This is a genomic window from Autumnicola psychrophila (assembly GCF_031846645.1).
GTDB lineage: Bacteria > Bacteroidota > Bacteroidia > Flavobacteriales > Flavobacteriaceae > Autumnicola > Autumnicola psychrophila.
This window is the reverse complement of record NZ_JAVRHN010000009.1, coordinates 136,629-155,765: the sequence shown is the minus strand read 5'-3', so window position 1 is coordinate 155,765 and position 19,137 is coordinate 136,629. Positions and strand designations below refer to the sequence as shown.

Below are 19,137 nucleotides of genomic sequence, written 5' to 3'. Positions count from 1 at the left end.
AATAAGTAAGAATGACAGCTTTGAAAATTCGTAAAATTCAACCAAAAGACAATCAGGAAGTTGCTAAAGTGATAAGAGAAGTTTTAGTTGAAATGGGTGTGCCTAAGGTGGGCACTGCTTATGAAGATAAGGCGCTGGATGATATGTATGCTGCTTATGATTCTCCTCGAATGGAATATTTTGTTATAGAAAATGAAGGGAAAATTATTGGATGTGCCGGGATTGCTCCTCTAAAAGGTTTTGAAGCGGAAGTATGTGAACTTCAAAAAATGTATTTTCTTCCGGAAGCCAGGGGTAAAGGTCTTGGTACTCAAATGATGGACACCTGCCTGATATTTGCCAAAAACGAAGGCTTTCAAAAATGCTATATCGAAACTTTACCTTACATGGAAGATGCCCGAAAACTTTACAGGAAAACCGGATTTACAAACCTGGAGGGTCCGTTGGGAAATACCGGACATTATAATTGTACGGTTTGGTTGATTAAAGAGTTGAAAGGTGAAGGGTGAGTAGTGAAAAGTAAAAAGTTTAAAAATCACTTCAGAAAATTCTTTTTTCTGCGTGGATCTGCGATATCTGCGGGAAAAAAAGAAAATTTTCATTCAAAATATTAAAACAGTTTGCGGCTAAAAGACCTTAAAATAGGATTTAAAAAAGAATTGAAGGGAGAGTATCCGCAGGAGGAGATAAAATCTTTTTTTAATTTATTAGCTGAAGAATATCTCGGGATGAGCAGGCTGGAAATGGCATTGCAGCCAGACCGGGAAATATCTGAGTCCGATAATTGCCTTTTTGAGGGTGTCATTAAAAAACTGAAAAATTATCAGCCGATCCAGTACATCATCGGGGCAACGGAATTCTTCGGGTTAAAATTTAAAGTTGCTGAAGGGGTGCTTATTCCGCGGCCGGAGACCGAAGAGTTGGTACAATGGATCCTTGATGAGGTTTCTTCCGAAGAAAAGATTAGAATTCTGGATATCGGGACGGGTAGTGGCTGCATTGCAGTAAGTCTGGCCAAAAATTTGCCAAATGCTGAAGTTTTTGCAATGGATATTTCAGAAAAAGCATTAAAAATAGCCCAAAAGAATGCTGAATCTAACTCTGTACATGTAAATTTTATTCAGCAGGATGTTCTTGAGCTTAAAAATCTTGATAATTTCGATATTATCGTCTCCAATCCGCCTTATGTGCGGGAATTGGAGAAAAACGAGATGCAGCGGAACGTGCTGGATTACGAGCCTGAACTTGCACTTTATGTAGAGGATCAGAATCCGTTGATTTTCTATAAAAAAATAACAAAACTGGCAAAAAATGGCCTGAATAAAAACGGAAAATTGTATTTTGAAATTAATCAATATTTAGCTGAAGAAACCGAATTTCTGGTAAAAAACTTCGGTTTTGAAGCATGCCTGAAAAAGGACATTTTCGGCAATTACAGAATGCTGAGAGGCAATAAAAAATAACAACTAAGAAAATTTCAGTTTAAATGAAAAGTATAGCGGTTTTTTGTGGCAGCAGCGACGGAAATGATGATATAATTTTGCAGGAAGCTTACCGATTAGGGGAAGTCCTGGCAAAAAATAAGATAAAATTAATTTATGGTGGCAGTCAGCTGGGCCTTATGGGACAGGTTGCCAACGGAGTGCTTGAAAATGGAGGCGATGTGACCGGTGTGATCCCAGATTTTTTACAAACTAAAGAAGTGGTGCATCCAAGTTTACCAGAACTGGTGGTTACAAAAGATATGCATGAGCGAAAGCTGAAAATGCACGAATTAAGTGAGGGTTTTATCGCTTTGCCCGGTGGTTTCGGGACTTTTGAGGAGCTTTTTGAAATTGTAACCTGGGCACAACTGGGGCTGCATCAAAATCCTATTGGAATATTAAACAGCAATGGCTACTATGACGATCTTATCGCAATGCTAAAAACCATGGTGCGCAAAGGACTGCTTAAAAAGGCAAATCTCGACCTGCTGCTTATTGCTGAAGATATTGATGAACTGCTGGAGAAAATGGCTAATTTTAAACCAATTCCCGTGGCGAAATGGCTGAATAAAAGTCAGACGTAAAACTCCTGAAATGAAGATTGAAAAACTGCAAATTTTTACTTCCAATCTCGAAGCGCAAATTGCTTTTTACCGGAATGTTATGGAACTGGAAATCCAGAATGAAGATAAGAATAGCTTTGAGCTTACTTTAGGCTATACGGTGTTGAGGTTTGAAAAAAAAGAAGGTGCCACACCTTATCATATCGCTTTTCATATTCCCGATAATGAGGAAAAGGAGGCTCTGAAGTGGTTAAAAAAGAAAGTTGCAATTCAAAAAAGTGGTGATGATGAAATTGTTGATTTTAGTAACTGGAATGCAAAGTCGATTTATTTTTATGATGCCGATAAGAACATTCTGGAGTTTATTTCCAGGCGCAATTTAAACCCCAAGCAACTGGCGTATTTTTCTGCAGAAAGCATAGCGGGAATAGCTGAAATAGGCTTGGCAACTACAAATATTGAGGAAAAATTCTTTTTTCTTCACCGGGAATGCTGTCTCGAAATTTTTGACGGTAATCTCGAGAAATTCTGCGCTGTTGGTGATCCTGAAGGATTGATTATTACGATCAAAAAGAACCTGAAAGACTGGTTTCCTGTGGATGATAAAGCTTTTAGTTCGGAATTTGCTTTAGATTTCACGCATGAAAATCAGAAGTGCAAAATCGTTTACCAGGACGAACAGCTAAAAATACTTTAATCTTTAATTATTTCATTTTAGAAATGAACATTGAAAAAAAAATAAACCAGCTTCGCGAAGAATTGCAGCAGCATAACTACAATTATTACGTGCTGGACAAGCCTCAAATAAGCGACTACGATTTTGATATGAAGCTGAAAGAGCTTCAGGAACTGGAAGAAAAACATCCTGAATTTGCTGATGAAAATTCACCTACACAAAGAGTTGGCGGGGCAGTGACCAAAAGTTTCGCGACTGTTGCGCACGATTTCAGAATGTATTCTTTGTCTAATTCTTATTCAAAAGAGGAACTGGAAGATTGGGAAAAAAGGGTTAAAAAACTGGTAGACGGGAAAGTGGAATATGTGTGCGAACTTAAATACGACGGCGCATCCATCAGCCTTACTTATGAAAATGGCCAGTTGGTAAGAGCGGTCACCCGTGGCGATGGGATCCAGGGAGATGATGTGACTAATAATGTTAAGACTATACGATCTGTTCCTTTAAAGCTGAAGGGCGATTTTCCGGAGAAATTTCATATTAGAGGAGAGATTGTGCTGCCCTACGAAGGTTTTGCGAAGATGAATGCAGAGCGGGTGGAAGCCGGGGAAGAACCTTATGCAAATCCGCGGAATACGGCTTCGGGAAGTCTGAAACTTCAGGACAGTGCTGAAGTTGCAAAGCGGCCGCTGGATTGCCTTTTGTACAATATCACAGGTGAAAACCTGAGTATAAAATCCCAATATGAAAGCCTTCAGAAAGCGAGGGAATGGGGCTTTAAAGTGCCGGAAGAATCAGAATTAAAAAGCAGTACTACTGCAGTGATGGATTATGTTAATTACTGGGATATACACCGTCACGATCTGCCTTATGAAACTGATGGTGTGGTGGTAAAGGTGAACAATTTTTATCAACAGGATGAGTTGGGATATACCGCAAAATCTCCACGTTGGGCGATGGCTTATAAATTTAAGGCAGAGCAGGAAAGCACAAAACTGAATAAAATCACGTACCAGGTAGGACGAACCGGGGCAATCACTCCCGTGGCAAACCTAAAGCCAGTGCAACTTGCGGGAACTGTGGTAAAAAGAGCTTCTCTGCATAATGCCGATCAGATTGAAAAACTGGATATTCGCGAGGGAGATACGGTTTTTGTGGAAAAAGGAGGAGAAATAATTCCGAAAATTGTGGGCGTGGATTTCACCAAAAGAGATCCAGATTCTGAGCCGACAAAATATGCGCAGACTTGTCCCGAATGTGATACGGAATTAATCAGAAATGAAGGTGAGGCCGCACATTATTGCCCCAATTATAATGGCTGTCCGCCACAAATTACGGGACGTATTCAGCATTATATTTCCAGGAAAGCAATGGATATAGAAGGCCTTGGCGGGGAAACCGTGAACCTGTTGGTAAATGAAAAACTTATTGCCAATTATGCAGATCTTTACACGCTCAAAAAAGAAAATATTCTGCCTCTGGAGCGTATGGCCGATAAATCTGCTGAGAATCTTATCAACGGAATAGAAAATTCAAAGAAAATTGCGTTTGAAAGAGCGTTGTTTGCGCTGGGAATCCGTTATGTGGGAGAGACCGTCGCAAAGAAGCTGGCTAAACATTACAAGAACATTGATGCTTTGGAGGCTGCTACAGAAGAAGATCTTGTCGCAATTGATGAAATTGGAGAACGTATTGCCTGGAGTGTTGCAGATTTCTTTGCTTCCGAAGAAAACAGGAGAATTGTTGAGCGCCTGAAGGATTATGGGGTTCAGATGGAAATTTCTGCAGAGAAACTGGCAAACCAAACAAATAAGCTGGAAGGAAATATCTTTGTGATTTCCGGAGTTTTTGAAAAAGTTTCCCGTAATGAACTTAAAAAGCTGATAGAGGATAACGGCGGAAAAGTCTCTGGTTCTATTTCTTCCAAAACGAATTATCTCGTTGCAGGAGAAAACATGGGGCCCAGCAAACTTGCAAAAGCAGAAAAATTGGGTACAAATATCATAAATGAAGATAAGTTTCTGAAAATGTTAGGCGAGTAATTAAACCATATTTCTTATCCTAAAGCTTCTGGTTTTACAGTTTGGTAGCAGCTAAGTTAAAAGTTTGAATACAGCTTTATTAAAGGTGCTTTTTATTGCATATCGCGATAATAACAATAGTCGATAATTGCCTTTTTTATATATGTCCTCAAGAAATTTTCTGTAAAATAGAAAAATGTGAATTTTTGACATATTACCTTAAATAGTTTATCAAGCACTTAAAGTGTTGATTATCAGTTGATGATTCTATATAATTTTAACTTCTGTTATAAGTTAGAAGAGAAATAATAGCTTATCTTTTCATTGAAACAATTTATTTTTCCGATCTTCATTGCGTTTTTCATCGTATAAATCTGCACTATATCGATAATTTAACAATTAGTCCTGTAGTTAAAAGCCGGAGTTTTCTTGGATGTATATTGGAGAATGGGGGAAAAGGGAAATTATAGGTATGGATAAAAAATTAAAGATTATTCATCTCGAGAACTCATCCGGGGATGCAGAGCTTGTTGCCGAGGCTTTAAAGGCAGGAGGTTTTGATCCCGACATATCTATAGTCCAGACAGCAGAGGAATTTTTGCCTGTTCTAGAAACCTGCAAACCAGACATTATTTTGTCAGAATATTCGACGCCTTCATTTCACGCTAAAACGGCTATTAAACTTCTTCAAGATTCTAATATTATTGTACCCTTTCTCCTGGTGACTCACGGAGTTTCAGATGAATGTGCTGTGGATCTACTAAAGAATGGTGCCGATGATTATATACTTAAGGATCGGGTACAAAGACTTCCCGGGGCCGTGGAAACCGTGCTGGAGAAATTTAGATGCGAAGAAGAGAGAGAGAAATATATAAGGGAATTAGAGTACAATCAAAATAAATTCAAGAGCCTGATAGAAAACGGGGCTGATGGAGTCTTGATTTTAACTCCACAGGGAGAAACAACCTACGCGTCTCCTTCAATAGAGAGTATTTTAGGTTACACCATAGAAGAAGCTATGCAAATTAGAACTCTGGATATTTCACATGAAGATGATAAAGAGGATGCTGTGCGAAATATGAGAGCATGTCTCGAAAATCCCGGACGGCCTGTAAAAGCTGCTGTGGTAAGGATTAAGCATAAGGACGGAAGCTGGCATTGGTTAGAAGCAACACTTACAAATATGCTGGACAATCCTGCTGTAAAAGGGATTGTTAATAATTTTAGGGATATTTCACAACGAAAAGAAGCTAATAATTCCATAAAAGAGAGCGAGGAAAAGTACCGGGCTTTTTTTAAAACCACTGCGGACGGAATATTGCTTACAGAGCCCAGCGGAAAAATCCATGCCGCAAATCCCGCAGCCTGCAGGATTTTTAAAATGACCGAAGAGGAAATTTGCAAGGCGGGGCGCTCTGGTGTTACAGATGGCACTGATCCCAGGCTTGCAGCAGCTATCAAGGAGCGGGAATTAACAGGAAGTGCTCATTCCGAGATCACAATGTTAAGGAAGGGAGGAATAAAATTTCCTGCAGAACTTACTTCTGCAGTTTTTACAGATGCATCTGGAGAGGAGAAAATGTCGGTTATCATAAGGGACATTTCAGATAGGAAAAAGACTGAAGAGGAAATAAAAGCTTCAAAAGAAAATTATAGACTTTTGTTTCAGTTTAGCCCATTGCCAAGCTTAATTTATGATCAGGAATCGCTGGCAATTTTAGATGTGAATCAGGCTGCAATTAAGCACTATGGATACAACAGAGATGAATTTATAAGCATGAGCATTTTGGATTTACGGCCACAAGAGCATGTTCCGGCTTTTCTATCGTTCTTGAAAAAGGAGCTTACCAAAGAGGAGGTTATGGGGTCTAAGTCTTCTGTTCATCTTAAAAAAGATCAAACACGTATAAAAGTCGCTGTTTGGGCCTACAGCCTGATGTTTAAGAAGAGAAAATGTATCCTTTCGGTTTTACAGGATGTTACAGAAAGAGAGGAGGTTTTTGAAAGACTTAAGGAGGAGGAATCCAAACTCCGTCTCGCCCAGGAAATAGGGAAGATAGGTTATTGGGAAGTGAATTTTCAGAATAATACCTTTTATTGGAGTGATGAGGTTTATAATATATGGGGCAGAAAAAAGGAAAATTTCCAGGTTGGGCAGGAGGAGTTTCTAAAAACTATTCATCCCGAGGATATAGAAGAGTTTAAACAGCATCAGCTGGAGGCAATTTCCGGATCAAAAGATTTGGATTATGAACATCGTATCATTTTACCAGATGGTAATGTGAAATGGATTCACGAGAAAGGTAAAACTATAAAAGATGAAAATGGGGAAAATTTCATGTTTAAAGGTTCTATACAAGACATTACAGAACGTAAGGAGAATTTGAACAGATTAATGCGAAGCGAAGCCCGCCATCACGGGATACTTAAGTCGCAAACAAATTACTTGATAAGGACAGATCTGGAAGGCTACTTTACCTATGTTAACGAGAAATTTCAGAATGATTTTAAATGGATTCATTCTGAAGATCCGGTAGGAAAAAGCGCTCTTACTTCCGTTTATAAAGAACATCACGAACGGGTAACCGAAGGTTTTAAGGCTGCTATACAAAATCCCAATGAAGTATTTCAGGTAGAGATTGATAAGCTTCAGGAGAATGGAAGATTAAAAACCACATTGTGGGATTTTGTGTGTCTTACCGGTGCTGATGGTGAGCCAATAGAAGTACAATGTGTAGGGATTGATATTACAGACAGGGTAAAGGCAGAGCGTTCACTTAAGGAGAGCAATATAAGGTATGAGCTGGTTACCAGAGCAACTTCTGATGCCATCTGGGATTGGAATTTAGAAACAGGATACATGCTTTGGGGAGAAAGTTTTCAGATACTTTTTGGGTATTCCAGGGATGCTGTGTTTCCAGATGTAGATTTTTGGAAAGACAGGATTCATCCAGAGGATGCTTTACGTGTCATAGGATCTATATATGCTGCACAAAAAGGGGGAGAAACCAACTGGCAGGAAGAATATAGATTCCGAAAGTCAGATGGGGATTATGCTTGTGTAATTGACCGCGGATTTATTATTAGGAATAAAGCAAAAAAAGCGATTCGCATGGTAGGTGCCATACAGGATATAACTGAAAAAAAGAAGTTACGTGATCTCCTGGACAGCGCATCACGATTGGCAAAAATTGGTAGCTATGAAATTAATTTAAAAGAGAATTCTCTTTATTGGTCTTCTATAATCAAGGAAATTCACGATTTACCAAAGGACTTTACTCCGGACTTTAACGATGCAGTACGTTTTATAAAACCCGGAAAAGATCGAAGTACTTTTGTAAAAACATTAGGCAGGGCTGTAGACAAAAATGATTCTTTTGAGCTCGATCTCCAGATAATCACTGCTAAAAATAATGAGCGCTGGATAAGGATTATTGGAAAACCAGAATTTGAAAATGGCGTCTGTATTTGTGTTAACGGAAGTTTTCAGGATATAGATAAGATGAAAAGAGCAGAAATTGAAGTTCTAAAAGCTTCGGAGGAAAAAGAAATGATCCTGGAAAGTATTGGAGATGCTTTTTTTGCACTAGATCAAAACAGAGAGGTAACTTACTGGAACCTGGAGGCAGAAAGACTGTTGAGACGTTCTAAGGACGAAGTTGTGGGCAAAAATCTTTCAGAGGTTTTTGGCGATAAATTTTCTCAATTTAAGGAGTATTTTGAAAGAGCGGTAGCAGAAAGCACTACGCAGCATTTTGAGGCTTTTTTTGAAGATATCAGGAGCTGGTTTGAAGTAAACGCATATCCTGCTCCCAAAAAGGGATTGTCTGTTTACCTTAAAGATGTTACAGATCGTAAGGAGGCGAATCTACAGTTAATGGAGCTAAATAGGAGTCTTAAAAGTTATACTGAAGAACTTGTCTCTGCCAATAAAGGCCTGGAGCAATTTTCTTATATCGTATCCCATAATTTAAGAGCTCCTTTGGCCAATATTCTTGGATTAGCAGATTTACTTAGTGATGAGGAATATGGCCAGCACGTAAAACAGAATTTTCTAAATGAACTTCTTAATAATGTGGAGCGGCTGGATCACGTAATAAAAGATTTAAATGATATTCTACAGGTAAAAGTCAGCTTTGATGCAAAAAAAGAATCTGTTAATTTACAATCGATGGTAAGTTCAGTGGAAGCGAGTATCAAGAACCTGATGCAGCTGGAAAAGGTTCAAATTGAAACAGAATTCTATGTGCCGGAAGTGAAAACCATTCAAAGTTATCTTTATAGCATATTTTATAATCTCATTGCAAATAGTATAAAATACAGACAGGCCGAACTACCGCCGGAAATCAGAATAAAGTCAGAGAAAAAAGGGAGTCACGTGGTTATTACTTTTATGGATAACGGTCTTGGTATAGATCTTACAACGAAAAGAGACCAGATTTTTGGTTTATATAAACGCTTTCATCAGCATGTAGAAGGAAAAGGAATGGGCTTGTTTATGGTTAAGACCCAGGTGGAAATGCTGGGAGGCAAGATTACAATTGATAGTGAGGTGAATAAAGGCACTGTATTTGAACTTGAATTTGACGGATTTTAAGAAGAAGATTTATAGATAATGAAAAAACCGCATCATTACATGGTTGTTGATGATGATCCTACTAATAACCTCATTTGTGAATACATTATCAAAGGAAGCGACGATACCGCTGAATTTGAGTCGTTTCTTCACCCTGAGGAAGCTCTGCTGGCTATAGAAGAAAGGCATCTTAACTATGATAGGACGGAAACCATTTTATTTCTGGATGTTAATATGCCAACTATGACTGGGTGGGACTTTTTGGATACTTTCAAAAATTTCAAGGACCAAATAAAAAATCAGTTCAAGATTTATATATTAACCTCTTCCATAGAGAATTTTTCACGACAAAAAGAGCTTTATCCTTTTGTCTCTGGTTTTATCTCCAAGCCGTTAAGAAAAGAGAAGCTAGAGGAGATATTTTCTGAAAATGGAAAAGAAACAACCGGAGAAAATCCAACTACCAATAGTCGATAATTCTGCCATACAGATAAGATAAAAAATAGGGTAGCTTCGGAATTGTGACTATAAAAATGCGCCCCTTATATATTTTTGAAGATTCTGGTCTGCATGTTCTTTTATAGAAATATTTCTTAAACTGAAATTTTCACTCCGTCGGCTTCTATGTTATTTTTATTGTCCAGATAGAAGTCTATTCGGCCCAAATAGAGACCATAGCAGCCCACCTGATTAACAACCACTTTTTTCCCCACTTTGTTTGTTTCAATTGTGGGTTTCTCCAGGAAGGTGTGCGTATGTCCGCCAATAATAAGGTCGATATTTTCTGTGGTCCGGGCAAGTTTAAGATCAGAAATTTTACTTCCGTTGTATTCGTATCCCAGGTGTGACAGGCAAATAATTAGATCACATTGTTCATCTTCTTTTAACCTGCGTGTCATTTCCTGAGCAATTTCTATGGGATCCAGGTATTTTGTCTCTTTATAAAGCTTACTATTTACCAGTCCCTCCAATTCTATACCAAGGCCAAAAATGCCAATTTTCACCCCATCCTTTACAAAAGTTTGCTTTGGAGAAACATGCCCGTCCAGGATAGTGTTGCTAAAATCATAATTTGAAGAAATAAAACTAAAATCGGCGTGCGGAAGTTGAGCATAAAGACCATCAATACCGTTATCAAAATCATGATTTCCTATCGTAGCTGCATCATATTTCATTTTGCTCATTAGCTTAAACTCAAGTTCTCCTCCATAAAAATTGAAATAAGGTGTCCCCTGGAATATATCTCCGGCATCAAGAAGAAGTGTGTTAGGATTTTCCTGCCTTATCTGCTCTACTAAAGTTGCTCTTCGTGCCACTCCACACATATTAGCATTTCGGGGTGCGTCTGGTCCAAAAGGTTCAATGTGGCTGTGAACGTCGTTAGTATGGAGAATTGTAATATGTTTCCTGTCATCAGGTTTAAACGAGAGAGCGGATAATCCGCCAATTCCAACAAGAGTTGTGGCTGCAGAGGCCTGCCAGATAAAGTTTCTTCTTTTCATCATAACTTAATTTTACTTAGCACTGCGATTAAGTGCAAATAGAGAAAATCTGGATCTATTCAATCATAATATAACGATCGTCGATTTTGGCATCCAAAGTATCTACCTTTCCAAAATAATCAATAATAGCATTCCGTAATTTATAATCCAAATTGTAGAGAGCTACAGGATTCTTAAAAAAGTTCATATTATCCCCGCCCTGTTGTAAATAATCTGAAGTGGCTACGAAATAATTCCTGTTGTTGTCTATTTCCCGGCCATCGATTTTTGCCATAGTTAATTTATAATTATTATCAACCTGTATTTTGATACCGCTAACAGGGTGGGGAGTTCCTGCATCCTCCAGGTAGCGAAGCATTTCCTGAATCCTGGAACCCTTCAGCTCGGCAACTACAATTTCGTTTTCAAACGGCATGAGGGCATAGGCAGATCTGGCTGTAATATTTCCTTTGTTTAAGGTAGAGCGAATCCCTCCATGGTTCAGCATTACCATGTCAATATCTTCGCCGGTTCTGTTTTTAAAAACCGGGCTAGCCTGTTCCATTACAATATCTGCTAGTAAATTTCCAATGGCTGTATTTAAATTTCCTTCAGTTTTAGATAGGGATGTTGGATTAAAAGCCAGTATACTGTCCAGTGTAGTATTAATGTGCTTTTTGTACGGCTGTATGATATTTGTAATAGCCGTATCTTCTTTTATTTGCTGATCTACCGGAATTCTTTTTCCTGAAATTTCAGAATTTCTGTAAGCTTTGTTATTACAGGAAACAAGGGCGATGAGCCCCAGAATGTATGCTGCTTTTTGGATTGACTTCATTATTTCTGATTAAAAATGTAAAGATAGAGTTTGCTGCCTTTAATCCGAAACCTTCTTATAAAAGTAATTCCTGTATTCTTAACTTTTTAATAACTGAAACAATTCATAATATTTTCTTAAATTGCCACACCCGAAGACTATTTATGAAGATCAAAAAGCTTTTCCTGCCCCTAACCTTTATTGTCCTCACGATAAATATTTTTGCCATTATTTTTCAGGTGAAGTTGCTGGAAGAGACTTCCCGTCTTTTATTCTTTTTAATTCCCCTTTGGCTGTATTTTCAGGATTTAAGATTTTTGAATAATAACTTAATAAGTTTTCTCGTCGTATTTTTTTTCTCAGAAGTAATAATTCTTTTCCCTGATTTTTGGTATTTTACTATTTTTAGACTGTTGCTATTAATCACTGCTCATCTTCTGTTAAGTAGGGAGGCTTTACGCTTTACGAAAAAAGTACAATCAAATAATTTTATATTATTTTTTGGAGGTTTTCTTTTTCTTATCAACGGATACTTTTTCGCACTTCATTTTCTTAAGATAAAGGAGCATCCTGGTAGCATGGCAGAACTTAGTATTTATGCGTTCTACTACCTTAGCCTTCTTGTTCTGGCTATAGTAGCTCTTATCTATTACATTAATTCTTATTCGAAAAAGTCAGTATTTTTTATAGCTCTCGTACTGGCTATAATTTTCGCCAGTATTTTTGAAAATATGCAGCAAATTTATCTATTGGACCTGGGGCTAAGTCTTGTGCAGAATATTTTACATTTTGCTACAGCGGTGCTTATCTTTTTCTTTTTTACCACAAAAGAAAGGAGGATCGATCTCCACCAGTTTCTATAAACATTCTTTTCTGTTTCCGTTTATTGGAGGAAATATCTGTACAGCATTTCACAAAAATTGAAAAGGTGTTAAATAATGCCATACAAGTACTGCTGAGAACTATTGCAGACTTTAGTCTTTCTATATTTTAATTACATTTGTACCCCTTAATCAGTAAATAAAATATTTACCATTAAGATATGAAAATGGTCAAAAAGGAGCGGCGTCTTGCATTAGCCTCTTTCCTAAGGCTTTTCATATAAACGTTGTTTTAAACTTTCAGATTTGTTGAAAATGTAGGGAATAGCGGGAATAGAATTTTTTATTGCCTCCCTAAGATGGAATTGTATTTTTGCAGATTTAAAGTTTCAGTAAGAAAACTAAACTTTTTGTAATAGAAAGGAGTTTTTAAACATTATTAAAAAGAATTGAATAAATTGATTAGGATGAATGCTTTGGTGGGAACAGGAGTTGCTTTAATAACTCCTTTTAATAACGATTTCTCTGTAGACGTTTCAGCACTTGAAAAACTTGTAGAAGATCAAATCCAGAATGGGGTAGATTACCTGGTAGTACTTGGTACTACTGCAGAAAGTGCTACACTTACTTCAGAGGAAAAGGAGTTAATTATTGCGACGATAATTGCCAAAAACAACGGCCGGCTTCCGTTGGTACTGGGGATTGGCGGAAATAATACTATGGCGCTTGTAGAAGAGCTTGGCGAGTCAGATCTTGAGGATTTTGCAGCTGTATTGTCTGTTTCGCCATTTTATAATAAGCCAACACAGGAAGGTATTTATCAGCATTTTCGCGCAATAGCAGATGCCTCTCCAAAACCGGTCATTTTGTATAATGTACCGGGAAGAACGTCCTCTAATATACTTCCGGAGACGGTAAATCGTATAGCCCGTAACATTCCTAATGTAATTGGTATAAAAGAGGCCGCGGGTGATATGGTCCAGGCCATGCATCTTATAAGCCTTGTTCCCGAGGATTTTCTGGTAATTTCGGGAGACGATATGATAACTTTGCCTATGATCCTTGCCGGGGGTAAAGGAGTGATTTCTGTAATCGGGCAGGGGTTTCCTGCAGAATTTTCGGAAATGGTAAAATTAGGGCTGGAAGGAAAATCAAAAGAAGCGTACAAACTTCATTATAAAATAGCACCTTCTATAAGCCTTATTTTTGCTGAAGGTAATCCTTCCGGAATTAAAGCACTGCTGGCTAAAAAAGATCTCTGCAAGAATAATCTGCGATTGCCACTCGTGAAAGCTACAGATTCTCTTCAGAAGAAAATTGAAGATTTTGTAGATACTTTTTAATCTTACTGGCACATAGAAAGATCCATACGGTTTTAAAAACTCCGGTAATTTATATAATAATTTGTCGATTTAAGGGTTATTCCTGTAGCTGTAGAAAGTTTTTTTTATAGTGCAGAAAAATGTACTTTTGCCAGATGTTTTTACAAATGATGAAAAAAGGAATCTTACTTCTTTGTGTATTACTTATAGTGTCCTGCGGTGAATATCAAAAGATGCTGAAGAGCGAAGATACCGGGGAAAAATATGCTTACGCTGAAAATTTATATAATGAAGGCGTTGAGGAAGATAGCAATAGAAAGCTGAGAAAAGCTTTACGCCTGTTCGAACAACTTATGCCTCAGCTAAGAGGGAAGCCACAGGGGCAAAGAATAAGCTACCTGGTTGCCGATGCGTATTATCAGGTTGGAGATTATCTTTTGGCATCTTTTGAATTTGAACGTTTCCTGCAAACTTATCCAGAGAGTGAGAAAGCCGAAGAAGCCATGTTTAAAATGGCAGCCAGTAACTATTACGAGTCACCCAGATATTTTCTTGATCAAACCGAAACAGATAAAGCTATAGTTTTACTACAAACTTACCTGGATACTTACCCGGAAGGGGAATATGTAGAGCAGGCTAATGATATGGCTACTGAACTACGGATAAAGCTTGAGAGAAAAGCTTACGAAATTGCCAAGCAGTATCATAAGACTATGGATTATAAAGCTGCGGTGGTATCTTTTGATAATTTTATTACTACCTATCCTGGTTCACCTTTTAGGGAAGCTGCTTTTTACTATAAATTTGATTCGGCTTATGAATTGGCAATTAACAGTTACCTGCAACTCATGGAGGAGCGGTTGGTGGAAGCAAAGGAATATTATACAGCTTACAGGAAGTATTATCCTGAAGGTGAATATGGTGATGCAATAGAAGCATCCCTTGATGACATAGATGCGAGATTACAAAACTTTTAATAATACAAGTAAGATGGATATAAAGAAAACAGATGCACCGGTAAACAGTGTAACTTATAACAGGAATGCAGTAGATGCCCCAACTGGTAATATTTATGAGGCTATTTCTATCATCTCCAAAAGAGCAACCCAAATTAATTCTGAAATAAAAAAAGAATTGCTTGAGAAGCTTGATGAATTCGCAACTTATAACGACAGTCTGGACGAAATTTTCGAAAATAAGGAACAGATAGAAGTTTCTAAATTTTACGAAAAATTACCTAAGCCGCATGCATTGGCAGTACAGGAGTGGTTAGATGAAAAAATCTATTACCGCAATACACTGGATTCAGAAGCTTAGTAAAATTAAAACATGTCTGTACTAAGAGGCAAGAAGGTTCTTTTAGGCATCACTGCCGGAATTGCTGCATATAAAACAGCCTCTTTAGTAAGATTATTTATTAAAGCCGGTGCTCATGTAAAAGTTATCATGACACCGGCTTCTAAGGATTTTATAACTCCGCTTACCTTATCTACGCTTTCCAAAAATGAAGTTTTGTCTTCTTTTACTAAAGAAGAAGAAAAAAATCAGGTCTGGAACAGCCATGTAGAGCTGGGTCTTTGGGCAGATTTTATGCTTATTGCCCCGGCAACGGCCAATACACTTTCCAAAATGGCCACAGGAAACAGCAATAATTTTTTACTTGCCACTTATCTTTCGGCCAAATGTCCGGTGTTTTTTGCCCCGGCCATGGATCTGGATATGTACAAGCATCCGTCCACAAAAAATAGTTTCCGAACGCTGGAGAACTATGGAAATATTATGATACCCGCAGGTACAGGCGAACTTGCCAGCGGATTGACTGGTGAAGGCAGAATGGCAGAGCCGGAAGAAATCATTCATTTTCTTGAAGAAGTTCTTTCTGAGGGTTTACCGCTTAAGAACAGAACAATTTTAATAACTGCGGGGCCCACATACGAAGCTATAGATCCTGTGCGTTTTATAGGAAACCACTCCAGCGGAAAAATGGGGTTTGAACTTGCAGAAGCTGCTGCAGCACTCGGTGCTAAGGTGATCCTGATTTCAGGACCCACACATCTCCATGTTAAAAATAAAGAGATAGAGTTAATAAGAGTGGTAAGCACGCAGGATATGTATGATGCTGTAAATGCCAGTTTTCAGCATGTAGATGTAGTGATCGCGGCCGCTGCGGTTTCAGATTATAAACCTAAAGTAGTGGCAGATCAAAAGATCAAAAAGTCTGAGGAGCAGTTTAGCATAGAATTAACCAGGACGCAGGATATACTTGCCGGACTGGGGTCACAAAAAACCACTCAGAAACTTATAGGTTTTGCTTTGGAAACTAACAACGAGCTGGAAAATGCCAAAGGAAAACTAAAAAGAAAGAATCTGGATTTTATTGTTCTAAACTCTATGCAGGACATAGGAGCAGGCTTTAAAAAGGATACCAACAAAATAACTATTGTCTATCCTGACAGGAAAATTGATTTTCAGGTAAAACCTAAAAATGAAGTGGCCCGGGATATTTTAAATGAAGTTGTAAAATTATTCGATGCGTAGTTTTCTCATATTTTTTCTGTGTTTCATTAGCTTCAGCTTAGGCAGCGCCCAGGAACTTAACTGCGAAATTGTGATTAATGCAGAACAAACCGGGCAGAGCAATCTTTCAGTTTTCAGCACTTTGCAACGGTCGCTTTCAGATTTTGTAAACCAGAATACCTGGACGAACCTGGAATTTGAAAATAACGAACGGATTAACTGTAGTATGTTTATTACCATTAACAGTTTTGAAGGGGAATCCTTCAGTGGGACTATCCAGGTACAATCCTCCCGTCCGGTTTTCGGAACTTCTATGATTTCTCCTGTGTTTAATTTTAATGATGAACAATTCAGCTTTAATTACAGGGAGTATCAACCATTAAATTACACAGAGAATTCGTATGTATCCAATCTTGTCTCGGTGGTTTCCTTCTATGTCTTTACTATTTTAGGTATGGACGCCGATACGTTTCAGCTAAATGGCGGCTCTGAGTATTATGAAGAAGCAAACAGAATTGTAACTACCTCGCAGCAGGGAAATTCCCAGGGCTGGAGAGGGGCAGACGGTTCACGTTCACGCTATAGATTAAATACAGATTTGCTTTCCAACTCCTATGCAGAATATCGTGCTGCTTTATACGAATATCATCGTCTTGGCCTGGATGTAATGCATACAGACCTTTTGGCGGGAAAAATGGCAATTGCCGGAGCTCTGGAAAAGCTGGAAGTAATGAATAGCCGCAGGTCAAATTCCCTGCTGTTGCGTACTTTTTTCGATTCAAAAGCAGATGAAATTGAACGTGTTTTTGGTGGTGGACCAGAAATTCCGCTAACTCCATTAGTTCAGACTTTAAATAATATTGCACCGCGATATTCCAGAAACTGGAATAGTCTTCAATAAGTGCAATTAGTTTGATTCGCAATTATTTCTTAGGTATCTTTAGGCTCAAAATTCTCGACATTGCTAACAGCACTTTCAATAAAAAATTACGCTTTAATAGAAGATATTAATATTAATCTTCAGCCGGGTTTTACTACAATTACTGGGGAAACCGGTGCAGGAAAATCTATAATGCTTGGCGCGCTGGGCCTTCTTTTAGGCAACAGGGCAGACTATGGCGCAATCCGAAATTCAGATAAAAAATGCGTTATAGAGGGCAGCTTTAATATTTCAAATTATAAGCTGAAGGATTTTTTCTCTGCGGAAGATCTGGATTACGAGTCAACGACTATTATCCGAAGAGAGATTCTTGCCTCGGGTAAATCACGTGCTTTTGTAAATGATACTCCTGTCAATCTGAATGCTTTAAATGCATTGGGCGCTTATTTAATCGATATTCATAGTCAGCATGAAACGCTGAGTCTTGGGAATATAGATTATCAGTTCCAGGTAATTGATACCATTGCTAAAAATGAAGGCGTAACTATAGAATATAAACAGCATCTAAAAGAATATCGAAAACTGCAAAAAAGAGCGGTCGACCTAAAAGAAGAGCAGGCGCAGGCCGCAAAAGAATACGATTACAATTTATTTTTACTGAATGAGCTCCAGGAAGCCAAGCTTAAACCCGGAATGCAGGAAGAGCTGGAAGAACGTTATGAAGAGCTGAATAATGTAGAAGAATTAACCGAGCAGTTAAGTGCAGCCCTTATTAATGTTACCCAGGAGGAAATCGGAAGTCTTGAAACCTTAAAAGAAGTTAGGACAAACCTTGCCAAAATTTCAACATTTTCGGCAAACTATGGCAGCATGCATGAGCGGGTGCAGAGCGTTATTATTGAGCTCGATGATATTGCTGAAGAAATAGCCGGAGCGCTGGAAAAAGTAGAGGCAAACCCTGAAGAACTGGAAGCTACCAATACAAAACTTCAGCTTATTTACAACCTTCAGAAGAAACATGCTGCGGGCAGTATAGAAGAATTACAGGAAATCCAGGAAGAACTTCAGAAGAAAGTTTTGGCGAGTGAAAACGCAGAAAGCGATCTTTCTGATTTAAACAAAGCCATTGCCGATAAAGAAGCCGAATTAAAAAAAGTTGCAAATAAACTCCACGCAAACCGGAAAAAAATTATTCCGCCGTTTATCCTCGAAGCTGAAGAAACCCTTGCGTCACTTGGCATGCCAAATGCAAGGCTGAAAATTGATCTTGAGAAGCAAAAAACCTTTTTACCAAATGGACAGGATCAGTTATCGTGGTACCTGGCAGCAAATAAAGGAGGGGAATTTAAGGAAATGAAAAAAGCAGCTTCCGGCGGGGAACTTTCCAGGATCATGCTGGCGGTAAAGAGCATACTTGCTGCGCAAAGTAATTTACCTACTATTATTTTTGATGAGATTGATACCGGAGTTTCGGGTGATATTGCTCAAAAAATGGGGGAGATCCTTCAGCGAATGGGTAACAATATGCAGGTAATTGCCATTACACATCTTCCGCAAATTGCAGGAAAAGGGAATAGTCATTTCAAAATATTCAAGGAAGACACAGCAGAGACCACCACCACAAAAATAAAGCCGCTTGAAACTCCAGATAGGGTAGAAGAGCTGGCCATGATGCTGGGAGGTAACAACATTAGCGAATCGGCACGCGCACACGCTAAGGAGTTGTTGAGTGAGTGATTTTAGTGGAGGGTGAAAAAGCAATTTGAAAATGTGTGGATTTGAAAATTTGAAAATGACAAAGTGAAAAGTGAAGAGTGATCTGAAAATGTGCTGATGTGGAAATCTGCTAATGTGGAAATGTGCTGATGTAATAATGACAAATGATAGAGTGAAGGAGTTAAACAGTAAAAAGGGGAGAAAGAAGAGAGACAAAACTTTGAGATATTGTGAACAAATTTCTTGATTCAGATTTGTGAGGC

At 38.3% G+C, this 19,137-nt stretch carries 16 protein-coding genes; 14 read left to right on the top strand and 2 right to left on the bottom strand.

Features of this window, described 5'->3' with window-relative positions:
- Positions 1-11: 11 nt before the first annotated feature.
- From RM541_RS12955 to RM541_RS12925, 7 genes are all read left to right on the top strand, one after another.
- A complete protein-coding gene (locus RM541_RS12955) occupies positions 12-509 on the top strand; it encodes a GNAT family N-acetyltransferase (RefSeq protein WP_311500564.1) in 498 nt (165 codons plus the stop codon).
- Between the two features lie 111 nt (positions 510-620).
- Positions 621-1,463 (top strand): peptide chain release factor N(5)-glutamine methyltransferase, encoded by an 843-nt coding sequence (gene prmC / locus RM541_RS12950; protein ID WP_311500563.1) that lies wholly within the window; start codon positions 621-623, stop codon positions 1,461-1,463.
- 23 nt (positions 1,464-1,486) lie between these two features.
- A complete protein-coding gene (locus RM541_RS12945) occupies positions 1,487-2,068 on the top strand; it encodes an LOG family protein (RefSeq protein ID WP_311500562.1) in 582 nt (193 codons plus the stop codon).
- Between the two features lie 10 nt (positions 2,069-2,078).
- The gene (locus RM541_RS12940; protein WP_311500561.1) at positions 2,079-2,744 is read left to right on the top strand and encodes a VOC family protein; all 666 of its coding nucleotides are present in this window, start codon (positions 2,079-2,081) and stop codon (positions 2,742-2,744) included.
- Positions 2,745-2,767: 23 nt separating this feature from the next.
- Complete coding sequence (ligA, locus tag RM541_RS12935; protein ID WP_311500560.1) at positions 2,768-4,765, top strand: NAD-dependent DNA ligase LigA; 1,998 nt, start codon at positions 2,768-2,770, stop codon at positions 4,763-4,765.
- Between the two features lie 451 nt (positions 4,766-5,216).
- Positions 5,217-9,341, top strand: a complete 4,125-nt coding sequence (locus RM541_RS12930) for a PAS domain S-box protein (protein ID WP_311500559.1) — start codon at positions 5,217-5,219, stop codon at positions 9,339-9,341.
- A gap of 18 nt (positions 9,342-9,359) precedes the next feature.
- Complete coding sequence (locus RM541_RS12925; protein ID WP_311500558.1) at positions 9,360-9,797, top strand: response regulator; 438 nt, start codon at positions 9,360-9,362, stop codon at positions 9,795-9,797.
- Between the two features lie 116 nt (positions 9,798-9,913).
- Here RM541_RS12925 and RM541_RS12920 read toward each other — a convergent pair whose 3' ends face one another.
- Together RM541_RS12920 and RM541_RS12915 are read right to left on the bottom strand one after the other, a co-directional pair.
- The gene (locus RM541_RS12920) at positions 9,914-10,822 is read right to left on the bottom strand and encodes a bifunctional metallophosphatase/5'-nucleotidase (protein WP_311500591.1); all 909 of its coding nucleotides are present in this window, start codon (positions 10,820-10,822) and stop codon (positions 9,914-9,916) included.
- 55 nt (positions 10,823-10,877) lie between these two features.
- A complete protein-coding gene (locus RM541_RS12915) occupies positions 10,878-11,639 on the bottom strand; it encodes a 5'-nucleotidase C-terminal domain-containing protein (RefSeq protein WP_311500557.1) in 762 nt (253 codons plus the stop codon).
- Between the two features lie 143 nt (positions 11,640-11,782).
- Between RM541_RS12915 and RM541_RS12910 the strand changes: the two genes are divergently transcribed.
- From RM541_RS12910 to recN, 7 genes are all read left to right on the top strand, one after another.
- Positions 11,783-12,481 (top strand): hypothetical protein, encoded by a 699-nt coding sequence (locus tag RM541_RS12910; protein ID WP_311500556.1) that lies wholly within the window; start codon positions 11,783-11,785, stop codon positions 12,479-12,481.
- 425 nt (positions 12,482-12,906) lie between these two features.
- Entirely contained in the window at positions 12,907-13,782 is an 876-nt protein-coding gene (dapA, locus tag RM541_RS12905) for a 4-hydroxy-tetrahydrodipicolinate synthase (RefSeq protein WP_311500590.1), read from the top strand.
- A 146-nt stretch (positions 13,783-13,928) separates the two neighbouring features.
- Positions 13,929-14,738: an outer membrane protein assembly factor BamD gene (locus RM541_RS12900; protein ID WP_311500555.1), complete on the top strand. Its 810-nt coding sequence runs from the start codon at positions 13,929-13,931 to the stop codon at positions 14,736-14,738.
- A gap of 13 nt (positions 14,739-14,751) precedes the next feature.
- Positions 14,752-15,078, top strand: a complete 327-nt coding sequence (locus RM541_RS12895) for a DNA-directed RNA polymerase subunit omega (protein WP_311494247.1) — start codon at positions 14,752-14,754, stop codon at positions 15,076-15,078.
- A 12-nt stretch (positions 15,079-15,090) separates the two neighbouring features.
- The gene (gene coaBC / locus RM541_RS12890) at positions 15,091-16,299 is read left to right on the top strand and encodes a bifunctional phosphopantothenoylcysteine decarboxylase/phosphopantothenate--cysteine ligase CoaBC (protein WP_311500554.1); all 1,209 of its coding nucleotides are present in this window, start codon (positions 15,091-15,093) and stop codon (positions 16,297-16,299) included.
- Entirely contained in the window at positions 16,292-17,179 is an 888-nt protein-coding gene (gene porD, locus RM541_RS12885) for a type IX secretion system protein PorD (RefSeq protein ID WP_311500553.1), read from the top strand. Before coaBC ends, porD begins: the two co-directional genes overlap by 8 nt.
- Positions 17,180-17,239: 60 nt before the next feature.
- A complete protein-coding gene (recN, locus tag RM541_RS12880; protein ID WP_311500552.1) occupies positions 17,240-18,895 on the top strand; it encodes a DNA repair protein RecN in 1,656 nt (551 codons plus the stop codon).
- Positions 18,896-19,137 lie beyond the last annotated feature (242 nt).